This window comes from Mesorhizobium tianshanense (assembly GCF_007830515.1).
GTDB lineage: Bacteria > Pseudomonadota > Alphaproteobacteria > Rhizobiales > Rhizobiaceae > Mesorhizobium > Mesorhizobium tianshanense.
Window position 1 is genome coordinate 18,113 of the sequence record NZ_VLKT01000069.1, and the last position, 11,585, is coordinate 29,697.

The 11,585-nt window shown below is 64.4% G+C and carries 12 protein-coding genes; 8 read left to right on the forward strand and 4 right to left on the reverse strand.

The features are described 5' to 3' along the window. Positions 1 to 3: 3 nt before the first annotated feature. Complete coding sequence (locus IQ26_RS33815) at positions 4 to 405, reverse strand: VOC family protein (protein ID WP_145722735.1); 402 nt, start codon at positions 403 to 405, stop codon at positions 4 to 6. A gap of 12 nt (positions 406 to 417) precedes the next feature. Further along, entirely contained in the window at positions 418 to 1,161 is a 744-nt protein-coding gene (locus IQ26_RS33820) for an SDR family NAD(P)-dependent oxidoreductase (RefSeq protein WP_145722747.1), read from the reverse strand. A gap of 133 nt (positions 1,162 to 1,294) precedes the next feature. On the opposite strand from IQ26_RS33820, the gene IQ26_RS33825 reads away from it, so the two are divergent. Then, on the forward strand, positions 1,295 to 2,188 hold the full coding sequence (locus tag IQ26_RS33825) for an AraC family transcriptional regulator (protein WP_145722736.1): 894 nt from the start codon (positions 1,295 to 1,297) through the stop codon (positions 2,186 to 2,188). Positions 2,189 to 2,494: 306 nt separating this feature from the next. On the opposite strand, the gene IQ26_RS33830 is transcribed toward IQ26_RS33825, so the two are convergent. Continuing rightward, positions 2,495 to 3,733: an MFS transporter gene (locus IQ26_RS33830; protein WP_145722748.1), complete on the reverse strand. Its 1,239-nt coding sequence runs from the start codon at positions 3,731 to 3,733 to the stop codon at positions 2,495 to 2,497. Between the two features lie 229 nt (positions 3,734 to 3,962). On the opposite strand from IQ26_RS33830, the gene IQ26_RS33835 reads away from it, so the two are divergent. The 7 genes from IQ26_RS33835 (at position 3,963) to IQ26_RS33865 (ending at position 10,940) form a co-directional block, all read left to right on the forward strand. Further along, entirely contained in the window at positions 3,963 to 5,429 is a 1,467-nt protein-coding gene (locus IQ26_RS33835; RefSeq protein ID WP_240547378.1) for an FAD-binding oxidoreductase, read from the forward strand. A 10-nt stretch (positions 5,430 to 5,439) separates the two neighbouring features. Beyond that, entirely contained in the window at positions 5,440 to 6,171 is a 732-nt protein-coding gene (locus IQ26_RS33840; protein WP_145722737.1) for a FadR/GntR family transcriptional regulator, read from the forward strand. A gap of 2 nt (positions 6,172 to 6,173) precedes the next feature. Continuing rightward, on the forward strand, positions 6,174 to 6,611 hold the full coding sequence (locus IQ26_RS33845; protein WP_407660264.1) for a VOC family protein: 438 nt from the start codon (positions 6,174 to 6,176) through the stop codon (positions 6,609 to 6,611). A 68-nt stretch (positions 6,612 to 6,679) separates the two neighbouring features. After that, entirely contained in the window at positions 6,680 to 7,726 is a 1,047-nt protein-coding gene (locus IQ26_RS33850; RefSeq protein ID WP_145722739.1) for an ABC transporter substrate-binding protein, read from the forward strand. Then, on the forward strand, positions 7,726 to 8,502 hold the full coding sequence (locus tag IQ26_RS33855; RefSeq protein ID WP_407660265.1) for an ABC transporter ATP-binding protein: 777 nt from the start codon (positions 7,726 to 7,728) through the stop codon (positions 8,500 to 8,502). Before IQ26_RS33850 ends, IQ26_RS33855 begins: the two co-directional genes overlap by 1 nt. Further along, entirely contained in the window at positions 8,499 to 9,257 is a 759-nt protein-coding gene (locus IQ26_RS33860) for an ABC transporter permease (protein WP_240547379.1), read from the forward strand. Before IQ26_RS33855 ends, IQ26_RS33860 begins: the two co-directional genes overlap by 4 nt. Positions 9,258 to 9,383: 126 nt before the next feature. Then, positions 9,384 to 10,940 carry a serine hydrolase gene (locus tag IQ26_RS33865; RefSeq protein ID WP_145722742.1) on the forward strand — a complete coding sequence of 519 codons (1,557 nt, stop codon included), beginning with the start codon at positions 9,384 to 9,386 and terminating at the stop codon, positions 10,938 to 10,940. On the opposite strand, the gene IQ26_RS33870 is transcribed toward IQ26_RS33865, so the two are convergent. After that, positions 10,941 to 11,585: ABC transporter ATP-binding protein (locus IQ26_RS33870; RefSeq protein ID WP_145722743.1), on the reverse strand; the 645-nt coding region annotated here is incomplete at its 5' end.

Genomic DNA, 11,585 nt, shown 5'->3' on the forward strand with positions numbered 1-11,585 from the left:
GCGTCAACTCCCGTGCTGCCAGCTCTTGTAGACGAATTCGAGGCTGTAACCGTCCGGGTCTCTGACCTGAGCAGCGTAGTAGCGCGGATCGTAGTGAAGCTGCGGCCCGGGTGGATGGATCTCGGTCGCCCCGGCAACCAATGCTGCGGCATGAGCTTCGTTCACCATCGCTTCGGAATCCGCCACGAAGCCGATATGCACGGTGCCGGGGGCGGCTGCCCCTTGCCGCAGCCAGAAGAACATGCGGCCGTTGGTGCCGAAGCCCTTGAGGTCCGGATGACCCGCCGGGCCATCCTTTCCGTCATAGTCGAGGCGGTTGGTAACCCCGAGGATAGGAAGTACCTTGGCATAAAAGGCGATCGACCGATCGATGTCGTTCACCGTGAGGAAGATATGGTCGAGCATGAGGCGTCCCTGTCAGATAATGTAGCCGCCGGCGACTTCGATGTTCTGCGCATTGATCCAGCAGTTGTCGTCGGACAGCAGACTGGCGACCATGCAGCCGACATCGTCCGGCTCGCCGACGCGCCCGAGAGTCGTCTGCGCGGCGAGTACTGCCTCGAACTCCTCGCTGAGACCGCCACCAAGCTCGGTGCGGATAGGGCCAGGCGCGATGGAGTTGGCGCGGATGCGGAGGTCGCCGAATTCTTTGGCCATGTAGCGCGTCAGGACCTCAAGCCCGCCCTTGAAGGATGCGTAGGGCGCAACGCCGGCGGTGGCGATACGGCTCGTAGCGCTGGCGACATTGATAATGTGTCCGCCCTTTGCCATTAGCGGCAGCAGCGTCTGGGTCAGGAAGAACGGCCCTTTGAGGTGGACCCGGAACAGGCCGTCGAACTCATCCTCGGTCACGGTCGCGATCGGGTTGTAGAGGCCGTAACCGGCATTATTGACGAGGAAGTCGAAGTCCATTCGGCCCCAGGTCTTGTCCAGGGTCTTGCGGACTGTGTCACGAAATGCGGGGAACGTCGCACTGTCGCCAACGTCAAGTTGCAGTGCAACGGCCTTGCCGCCTTCGCCTGCAATCGCGCTGACAACCTTCGCGGCCGCCTCGGGATTGCTGTTGTAGGTCAGAATAACGCCTATGCCGCGTCTTGCGCACTGGACTGCTGCGCTTGCGCCAAGACCGCGGCTGCCGCCGGTGATAATGACGAGGCTCATTTGGTACTCCTTGGTTTGGATGACCAAACGGTAGCCGTAGCCCCCCGCGACCGCTCGCACGATTCTCTTCGAATCTTGCCCATTTCTGCTTCGTGATTGATTGCGGTACGTTGCTTGTGAAACAACGATGTCCATGAGCGCACAGCTTCAGGAACTTCGGCAACTGGCCTCCAAGGCAGAGAACCGCCGCACCGAGACGGGTATTCCGCGCGTCGCCATGGTGCAGGGCGAGATTCCCGAGCATCAGCTTGCCGCCGTCTATGATCCCATGGTCAACCTGATCCTGGCGGGATCAAAAACCATGACGGTGGGCGACCGGACATTCCGCTATGATCCGGCGACCTATTTCGTGATGTCGGTCGATCTGCCGGCGGCCGGCTCCGTACATTCGTCGAATGACGGCGAGCCCTACCTGGCGATCAGCTTGACGCTGGAGCCGGCGATCGTCGCAAACCTGCTGGCCGATCTGCCCAAACCTGCTGGAGGTGAACTCTACAGCCCTGGCTTCTCGGTTGCACCCGTGACGCCGGAACTGCTGGATGCCTGGGTTCGCATGCTGCGGCTGATGGAGCTCCCGAACGAGATCGCCGCGCTGGCCCCCGCGTACGAGCGGGAAATCCTGTTCCGGGTGCTGCAAGGACCGCTCGGCTGGATGCTGCGCGACATCGCGACGCCAGACACGGCACTCTCCCGGATTGGGGTCGCCATCCAATGGATTCGAGAGAACTTTGCCAAGCCACTTCGCGTCGAGGCTTTGGCGGAGATGGCGGCTCTCAGCGTCTCGGCCTTCCATCGTCACTTCAAGGCTGTAACGGCGCTGAGTCCACTACAATATCAGAAGCATGTGCGCCTGATTCATGCCCGTTCCCTCTTGATCGCGGGGGAAGGCAATGCAACCTCTGTCGCTTTCCACGTCGGCTATGAGAGTCCGAACCAGTTCAGTCGGGAATATGCACGTCAATTTGGGTTGCCGCCCTCCAGGGATGCAGCGCAAGTTCGCCAGAAAGTGGCTCGATCTGTGCGGTAATCGGCGGAATTTGGCGCGCCCGACACGATTCGAACGCGTGGCCCCCACCCTCGGTGTGGCACCGTCCAGAGAAGGGCTTCGCACTTTATTTGCACAAGCCGGCGTGGCGACATGCCCGATGATCTGGACGGGGCCAGCTTCATGAATGCGGGCGATGATCATTTCGCCTTGATCCAGCACTTCCCCCGATCAGGCCGGTGATGTTGACCTGATGCGTGACAAGAACGACTGGTCCGCCCGCGAAGCCACGCCAATTCGCATCTTGCTCCTATCTTAAATGTCAGTGTCGGCGATTTCAGGGCCGGGTCAGGAGCCGGAAAGGCTCCAGCCGCGAGACAGGCCCCTCGTCAGCCTCCGCGATACCCGCCACATCAGCAAGGCGGCGGCAAGGCTGTAGACGCCCATCAGGGCCAGTTGCAGCGAATAGTCGACCCCGGCGTCGATCAGGTATCCGGTGATGCCGGGACCCATCGCCGAGGCCAGGACCATCACGGCCACCACAACAGAACGGATCGCGCCGAGATGCGCGGTGCCGTAGATCTCCGGCCACATGGCGCCCTCCAAGGTCGAGGAGAAGCCGTAGCTGATGCCAAGCAGCGCCATGAAGACGAAGATGGTGAAAGGCGCCGTCAGATAGGCCGCCGCGAAGCATGCAAGGGCCAGCGGCAGAAGGAATAGAGGCAGCAGCTGGACCGCCGAGAACCGGTCGATCAGCCATCCGGACAGAAGCGCACAGGCCATCGTCGTAACGGACAGGACGGCGAAGCCGCTCGCGAAGAGTTGCAGCGGCCACCCCCGGAGCTCGGTCAGATAGACCTGGTGAAAGAAGATGGTCGTGCCGACGAAGGCGGGAGCCAGGACCCCCAGGCAGATGGCGTAGAACGTCGGATCGCGTAGGACTTCCGCCCGCGTCCAGTGCTTCATTGCGCGTTGCGGCCCCGGCTGGGCCTCGCTCTGCGGATTGCGTTCCTTCCAGACCAGCGCGGAAGCCAGAGGCAAGGCCACGGCCAGGATGAAGGCCGTGCACACGAACCAGCTTCCCCTCCAGCCGACGAGACCGGCCACGAGGACGAACAGGAAGGGCAGCAGAGCGCTGCCGACATGGAAGCCAAGCGTGACGACCGAGATGGCGCGCCCCCGGTTCGCGGCGAACCAGCGGCCGGTCGCCGTCAAAGCCGTCTGGGTCATCATCCCCTGTCCAAAAAGGCGCAGCAGGTAGAGCGCGAGGAGCAGCATCGGCAGCGAGCCGGCGAACCCCATCGCGATGGTGGCGCAGGCGAGCATGACCATCGTCGCGATCGTCATGGTCACCGTCGAATACCGGTCGAGCGGCCGACCCAAAAACGGCAGGGTCGCCGCGCTGAGGAGCGTCGCCAGCATGTAAAGGCCGCCGAACTCGCCATGACTCAAGCCGAACGCCTCGCGGATACCGCCGTTCGACAGCGCGATGAAGAAGGTCTGCCCGAAGGACGAGACGAGGGTCAGCAAAAAGGCGCCGGTGAGCCAGCGGACATTGTTGACGACGAACGTACTGAAGGACTTCATGATCTCGTTTGTCTCGATAGAGTGCGCTTGCTGTTCGTCTCTATCGGCCCCCGCCGCCGGCGGATACGGCCAGTCCGCTTTGATCAGGGGGCCTGGCTCCAAGGTCGAGCCGGTCGGGCTTCCCGTGTAGAGCCGGTCCGCCGTGCCGTCGGGCATCATCACCATCGATCACAGCAACGACGGTTCACCAAGGCGAATTGGAGGCTTGCCTGAGTTGTAGGATGACCCTATGATCGGACTCATGATCACGGGTCGCCCATCTCCTCAACGCGAAGCTTCTGGCGCAATTGTCGAGCTGCCTGCGCAGTTGGCGGGTGATGCGCTGATCGACGGACAGTCGCCGCCGGCAGACAGCTACCTCATCGATTGGAGCCGCGACAGGCGCGGAAGGGCTCGCTTCATCGTGCGTCCAGGATCCGTGGAAGACGTCCAGGCGCTCGTGAGATGGTGCTCGCAGAGCAGTGTCGCCATCGTCGTGCAAGGTGGCAATACCGGACTTGTCGGCGGCGCGCTTCCGGACAATTCGGACTATGCCGTGCTGTCGCTCGAGCGTCTCAACCGGATACGCTGCGTCGATCCGCTGGACTTCACGCTGCAGGCTGACGCCGGTGCCGTGCTGCAGGACGTCAAGGATGCCGCCGAAGCATCCGACATGACCTTCCCTCTCGCGCTTGGTGCGCAGGGATCGTGCACGATCGGCGGCAATGTCGCGACCAATGCCGGCGGCATCAATGTGCTGCGGTACGGCATGACGCGTGACCTGGTGCTCGGGCTTGAGACGGTCCTGCTGGACGGCACACTGTGGAACGGCATGAACGGGCTGCGCAAGGACAATCGCGGCTACAGCCTGAAGCAATTGATGATCGGGTCGGAGGGAACGCTCGGGGTCGTCACGGGCGTCGAGGTCAGGCTCTCGCCCCGGCCGACGCAGGTCGAGACCGCCTATGTCGGACTGGGCAGCTTCCGCCAGACGTGCGAGCTTTTCCGGATGGCGCGGCACCTCTGCTCCGACCTTCTCAGCGCGTTTGAGGTCATCGGGGAGGAGTGCCTGCCGCTGGCCCATCTCATCGATCCGAACCTGCGCTCGCCATTGACGCAGGCGTGTCCGGTTCATGCGATCGTCGAACTCGCCTGTGGGCCCGGGATAGATGCCGGCGGGCTTCTTGAAACGATGCTGACGCGTGCCTTGGAGGCCGAGCTGATCAGGGACGGCGTCGTCGCGCAAAGCCGTTCCCAGGCGGCCACGTTCTGGGCCATCCGGGAGGGCCTGGTCGAGGGGCAGGCGCGGCGTGGCTTTCATGTCCGCACCGACCTCTCGGTTCGCCTCAGCGAGGTGCCGAAGCTGGTCGAGCAGGCCCGCGCGTGCATCGTGCGCGAGTGGCCAGGCTGGACATCGCTAACCTATGGCCACGCGGGCGACGGGAACATCCATTTCAACGTGCTGCCTCCCATCGATTGCGAGATCGGCGAAGCGAGGACCGTGGGACAGGCGGTCTTGACCCGACTCTATGAACTGGTCGGAGCGCTCGGCGGCTCGTTCAGCGCCGAGCATGGCGTCGGTCGCAGCCGCAGTGACGTGTTCTGGGCCGGTCTGTCGCAGCGCGAGCGACAGATTCATACCGCGATCAAGGCCGCCTTCGATCCGGCAGGCCTGTTCAACCCCGGGTGTCTCATGCCTGATCGGGGCGATTTGTAGGGGAAGCCGCATGAAGCAGCGTTCGTCCATCATAGGCAGCGTGGAGGCGCTTCCGCATCGCGTCGCCTCGCATCTGAGCCGCGAGATCGAAGGCGGCGACATCATCCCGGGAGCCCGGCTTCCCACCGAAAGCCAGCTCGCCGACAAATTCGGCGTCAGCCGCAATGTCGTCAGGGAAGCGATCGCGCAGCTTCGCGCCGATGGCATGATCGAGGCGCGTCAGGGCGTGGGCGCATTCGTCATGGCGCCGGAACAACGGACGGCCATCCGGATCGACCGCGAAGCGCTGAAAGACCAGCGCAACATGGAGCAGCTCTTCGAGCTGCGCAGCATCCTGGAGACCGAATCCGCCACACTGGCCGCGGCGCGCTGCACGCCCGACGATCTTGACGCGATCAAGGCCGCGCTGGACCGCATGGGTGGCGAGGAGCGCTGGGAGGACGGCAGCATCGAGGCCGATTTGCTTTTCCATAGGGCGATCGCCCGGGCCACGGGCAATAGCTACATCTACACCTTCATTTCCTTCGTCTGTGAGCAGATCCGCCAGTCGATCCACTATGCCCGCCTCACAAACCCGCTCCATGACCTGGTCGAGGTCAACGTCGCCGAGCACGTGCGGATCTACGACGCGCTCGCCACGCATGACCCGCAGGCTGCCGGCGAGGCGATGCGCCGGCATATCGATGGCGCCGCATCGCGCGTGGGCGTCGAACTCACCGCGAAGATCAATCGAGGCAAATGACCATGTCGCTCGGGCAGACCAAGGCAATCACCGATATCTGCCTCCTTGTGGAGGATATCGACCGCACCATCGACTTCTACACGCACAAGCTCGGCTACCGGATCAGACGCCGCGCCGAGGGCTTTGTCGATTTTCATTCCGAGCGCGTGACGCTCGCCGCATGGGAACTGGATCACATCAGTCGCCACTGCGGCGTCTCGAATGTCCGCTCGCCGAAGCAGGCGCACAAGGCATGCGTTGCCATGGAGCTCGAAAGCGCCGGCGAGGTCGACCGGCTCTACGCCGAACTGTCGGAGAAGGGAGTGCCGTTCGTCGGGCCGCCCGGCGACTATGTCTGGAACGCGCGCTGCGCCTACTTCCACGACCCGGACGGGACGCTGTGGGAGCTCTACGCCTGGACCGGCGCGGGACCGGGCGACTATCACGACACGCAAGAGTGATTCCGATCGCGACGGCCTCGCAAGAAGGGCCGCGCCGCATCCAAACAGTCCAACAATGGAGCAAGAAGATGAGTGGGAACACATCGCAGTGGAATCGCAGATCGGTCCTGAAGGCCGGCGCCGCCAGCCTGGCGGCTTTCGGGCCGGGACTTCAGCTGTTCGGCGCCAGCGCCTCGGCTGCCGCCAAGATCGTCGTGCAGTATGACTGGCTGATGTCGAACGGTCAGATCGGCGACGTGGCAGCCGTCGCCAATGGCTACTTTGGGGAAGCCGGGCTCGAAGTCGAGTTCAGCCCCGGCGGACCGAACGCCGCCACCGTGCCGCCGGTGGTGTCCGGTGCCGCCCAGCTCGGCCAATTCTCCGAATCGCCTCAACTCTATGCCGCGCGGGCGAGCGGCGTTCCGGTGAAGATCATCGCCTGCGGCTATCGCACCGGGCCCTATGCGCTGACCTCGAAACCGGCGAAGCCGATCCGGTCGGTGGCGGACCTGAAGGGCATGCGGATCGGCACGCAGCCGACCGCGCGCTTCGCCATCGACGCGATGCTGGCGAAGAACAAGATCGACCCTTCCGAGGTCACCATCGTCAATGTCGGGTTCGACAAGGCGCCGCTGGTGCGTGGCGACGTGGATGCGATCGGCGGCTGGATCACCAACACGCAGGCGCTCAGCGTCGTCGGCGATGACCGCATCGATCTTCTGTTGTCGGAGCTGGGCCTGGCTTCCTATGCCGACGTCTACTTCGCGACCGACAGCGCCATCGACTCCGATTCCGAGACCTTGGCGAAATTCATCGGCGCGGTCGCAAAGGGGTGGGGCTGGGTCCACGCCAATCCCGAGCAGGCGGTCGACAAGCTCGTCGCCGCCTATCCCGAGATCGACGCAGGCTGGGAAAAGAAGACGATCCCCCTGGTGCTGAAACTGTCGTTCGACGACAACACGAAAAAGGATGGATGGGGCACGTTCGATCCAGCCTCGATCGAGAGCCAGATCGCGCTGCTCGACCAGATCGGCCAGTATCCGAACGGCAGGCCGAAGGCCGAGGACGTCCATACGACTGAGATTCTCGAACTCAGCGCGGCTGAACGGCCGAAGCTCGGCGCGCCCGCCGCCTGATGGCCGCGCCGGCCATCGAGACCTCCGGGCTCGACGTCGGCTATCCCGGCCGGCGCTCGCCAGTGACGGTGATCTCCGGTCTCGACCTGACGGTCGAGGCCGGGACGTTCCTGTCGATCCTCGGGCCCTCGGGGTGCGGAAAGTCGACGTTTCTGCGGGTTGTCGCCGACCTTTTGGCGCCACTCGCGGGCACGATACGCGTGATGGGCGAAACGCCGTCGGCGGTGCGCTCCGGTCGCGGCGTCGGCTTTGTCTTCCAGGACGCGACCCTTTTGCCGTGGCGCACGGCGCGCGAGAATGTGCGGCTGCCGATCCAGGTGGGCCGCCGCAGCCTGTCGCGCATGATTGACGACCGGGCCGACGAGCTGCTCGAACTCGTCGGCCTGTCGGCGCTCAGTGAGCGGCTGCCGCATCAGCTTTCCGGCGGACAACGCCAAAGGCTGGCGATCGCCCGGGCGCTGCTTGGCGAGCCGCGCCTGCTCCTGATGGACGAGCCCTTTGGCGCGCTTGACGAGATCACCCGCGATCGGCTCAACGACGAACTGCTGAACCTTTGGCGGCGGACCGGAACGACCGTGCTTTTCGTCACCCATTCCATTGCCGAAGCCGTCTATCTCGGGCAGCGCGTGATCGTGCTTGCGGCGCATCCGGGGCGGATCGTCGCCGACCACGACCTTCGTCCGCTGAAGGGGCCGGACAACAGATGCTCGCGCGAGGATCCGGCGATCGTCGCGGCAATGGCCAGGACGCGCTCCGCCCTTGGAGCGGCCTCGTGAACCGGGGCCTGCTTTCGCCGTCCGCACAGACCGTGCTGCCGATCCTCGGTGCCGGCTCGCTCATTCTCGCATGGCAGGTCCTGCTGCCGCTCGCAGGCGTGCCGGCTTACATCGTTCCGACGCCGACCGCGATAGCGGGCGTGTTTGCCAGGAACGGATCGCTTCTCCTGTCGAACCTCTGGCCGACGGCCATAGAGGCGCTCTCCGGCTTCGTGCTCGGGAACCTCGCCGCGGTGCTGCTGGCGGTCGCCTTCGTGCACAGCCGTACGCTTCAGGCTGCCTATTTTCCGGTCGTGCTGTTCTTCAACACGATCCCGGTTCTTGCGCTGGCCCCTGTCATCATCCTGATCTTCGGCCTCGGCATGCTGCCCAAGATCGTGATCGCGGCGGTGATCTGTTTCTTCCCAACGCTCATCAACATGATCCGGGGGCTGGAATCGGCGAGCGCCAGCGAGCACGAGCTGTTCCGCGTGCTGTCGGCGACGCGTTGGGAAGTGTTCTGGCGCCTGCGCCTGCCGCGCGCGCTGCCGATGCTTTTCGCTTCGCTGCGGATCGCCTCGGCAACCGCGGTGATCGGCGCGATCGTCGGCGAATGGATCGGCTCCGACAAAGGTCTCGGCGCGCTGATCATCCAGGCGACCTTCAACTATCAGTCCGACCGGCTCTATTCCGCCATCGTGCTCTCATCCCTGTTGTCGATCGGGTTCTTCATGACGGTCGTCGCCGCCGAGCGGTGGTCGGTTCGATACCGTTGACCGGCTGGCTCCCGGGAACGGCCGTTTGGTTGCACTGCGGACTTCGCGCTATCGCGCAGGCGAGGGTTGGCCTTCCCTGCGCCGGCCTGTAGTATGGCCAATGCTTGCAGGGGGAGGAGCTCGAGCGTGGGGCTGGGTCGGAATTTCCGCCGTTGGGGGATGTGGGCCTTCATCGCCGTCATGGTGCTTTCGCCGAAGGCGGCGTCGGCCGAAACCATCACGCCCGACCGGATCACTGCGGCCCTGTCGAAACTCGAATTGCTCGCCGAAGGCGCCGTCGCGGACGGTGGCGTACCCGGTCTCGCCATCGGGGTCGTGCACGGCGACGAGGTGATCTTCCTCGTGGGGTTCGGGCATCGCGAGGTCGGCAAGCCGGAGGCCGTCGACGCCGACACGGTGTTCCAGATCGCCTCCCTCTCCAAGCCGGTCTCCGCCACTATCGTTGCGGCGCTGGTCGGCAAGGGGATTGTGTCCTGGGATTCGAAGATCGCCGATCTCGATCCGGCCTTCCGTCTCGCCGAGCCCTATCCGACCCGCGAACTCACGCTCCGCGACCTGTTTTCGCACCGCAGCGGGCTTCCGGGCACGGCCGGAGACGACCTCGAGGATATCGGCTACGACCGTGCGGAGATCCTGCGTCGCCTGCGGTTCGTGTCGCCATCGTCGAGCTTTCGTGCCGGCTACTCCTACAGTAATTTCGGACTGACCGAGGGTGCCGTCGCGGCCGCGAAGCGGACGGGCAAGCCCTGGGAGGAGATCGCCGAGGAGAAGCTCTACCGTCCGCTTGGAATGACCTCGACCAGCTCCCGTCATGCGGACTTCATCAAGCACGCCAATCGCGCCGCGCTGCACGTCAAGATCGACGGAATCTGGGCCGCGAAGGTAAAGCGCGATCCGGATGCGCAGGCGCCCGCAGGCGGTGTCAGCTCCACAGTACGCGATCTCTCGCAATGGGTGCGCCTCGTACTCGGCAATGGGGTCTATGCCGGCAAGCCCCTCATTGAAGCCGATGCGCTGGACCAGACGCATGTTCCGCTGATGACGCGCGGCAAGAACCCCGTCTCCGGCGGCGAGTCCTTCTACGGCCTCGGCTGGAATGTCGAATTCGGCCGGCACGGTCTGAGCTGGGGTCATGCCGGCGCGTTCAGCGTCGGCGCGCGCACGCTGGTGACACTTTTTCCGGAGGAGAAGATTGGCATCGTGATCGTCGCCAACGCCTTTTCGACAGGCGTACCGGAAGGGCTGTCCGACAGCTTCGCCGATCTCGTCTTCGACGGAACGGTCGAGAAGGATTGGATCAAGGCATGGGATGATACCTATGCGGGTCTGTTCGGACCGGCGGTCGCGGCGGCCAAGGCCACCTATGCCGCGCCACCGTCTCCGACAAGGCCAGCCGGGCCGGCCAGTGCCTATGCAGGCCGTTACTCCAACGACTTCATCGGCGATGCGGTCGTGTCGCGCGCGGGGGATGTTCTTGTGCTCAAGGTCGGGCCGGCCGGTGCCCGGTCCTATTCATTGACGCATTTCGACGCCGACCTCTTCCTGACCTTCCCGGATGCCGAGACGCCGGACAGGCCGTCGGCCGTAGGCTTTGCCGTCGGTCCCAACGGCAAGGCGTCGGCCATGACCATAGAGTTTCTCGACGACAATCATCTCGGCACGCTGCGGCGCGTGGGTGACTAGTCATATGGCCCCGACAGGGGATCGCGAAAGTTCGTCGGTCGCGGTCTCAAGCCGGCCGTCGCGCAGCCGGAATATGTGATCGAACCGGTCCAGGATCATCTCGTCGTGGGTGACGACGATAATGGCTGCGCTCTGGTCGATCGCGATCCGCCGCAGCAAGTCCATCACGATGCGGGCGCGAACCGAATCGAGCGGCGCGGTCGGTTCGTCGGCGAGGATGATGCGCGGTCGATTGGCGAGCGCGCGGGCGATGGCCACCCGCTGGGCCTCGCCGCCGGACAGTTGCGCGGGCATCGCGTGCTTGCGGTGGCCGACCTCGAGGTAATCGAGCAACTCGACGGCGTGCTTATGCGCTGCCGCGGCGCTAAATCCCGCAAGGTGGAGCACCACGGCCACGTTGTCGGTGGCATCGAGGAACGGCAGTAGATTGGGATACTGGAAAATGAAGCCAATCTTGTCGAGCCGCAACCGACGCAGATCTGCCTTGAGCCATTGGTCGTCATAGACGGCTTCGCCGTCGAGCGTGAGCCGGCCGCCGCTCGGCTCCAGGATGCAGGCCATGCAGTTGAGCAGCGTGGTCTTGCCCGAACCGCTCGGCCCCATCAGGCCGACGACCTGGCCGGGAAAGACCTCCATGTTGATATC

Bases quoted from the DNA above. Each gene is read 5' to 3' on its own strand.
- IQ26_RS33815 (WP_145722735.1), bottom strand. From the start codon at position 405: ATGCTCGACCATATCTTCCTCACGGTGAACGACATCGATCGGTCGATC.
- IQ26_RS33820 (WP_145722747.1), bottom strand. From the start codon at position 1,161: ATGAGCCTCGTCATTATCACCGGCGGCAGCCGCGGTCTTGGCGCAAGC.
- IQ26_RS33825 (WP_145722736.1), top strand. From the start codon at position 1,295: ATGAGCGCACAGCTTCAGGAACTTCGGCAACTGGCCTCCAAGGCAGAG.
- IQ26_RS33830 (WP_145722748.1), bottom strand. From the start codon at position 3,733: ATGAAGTCCTTCAGTACGTTCGTCGTCAACAATGTCCGCTGGCTCACC.
- IQ26_RS33835 (WP_240547378.1), top strand. From the start codon at position 3,963: ATGATCGGACTCATGATCACGGGTCGCCCATCTCCTCAACGCGAAGCT.
- IQ26_RS33840 (WP_145722737.1), top strand. From the start codon at position 5,440: ATGAAGCAGCGTTCGTCCATCATAGGCAGCGTGGAGGCGCTTCCGCAT.
- IQ26_RS33845 (WP_407660264.1), top strand. From the start codon at position 6,174: ATGTCGCTCGGGCAGACCAAGGCAATCACCGATATCTGCCTCCTTGTG.
- IQ26_RS33850 (WP_145722739.1), top strand. From the start codon at position 6,680: ATGAGTGGGAACACATCGCAGTGGAATCGCAGATCGGTCCTGAAGGCC.
- IQ26_RS33855 (WP_407660265.1), top strand. From the start codon at position 7,726: ATGGCCGCGCCGGCCATCGAGACCTCCGGGCTCGACGTCGGCTATCCC.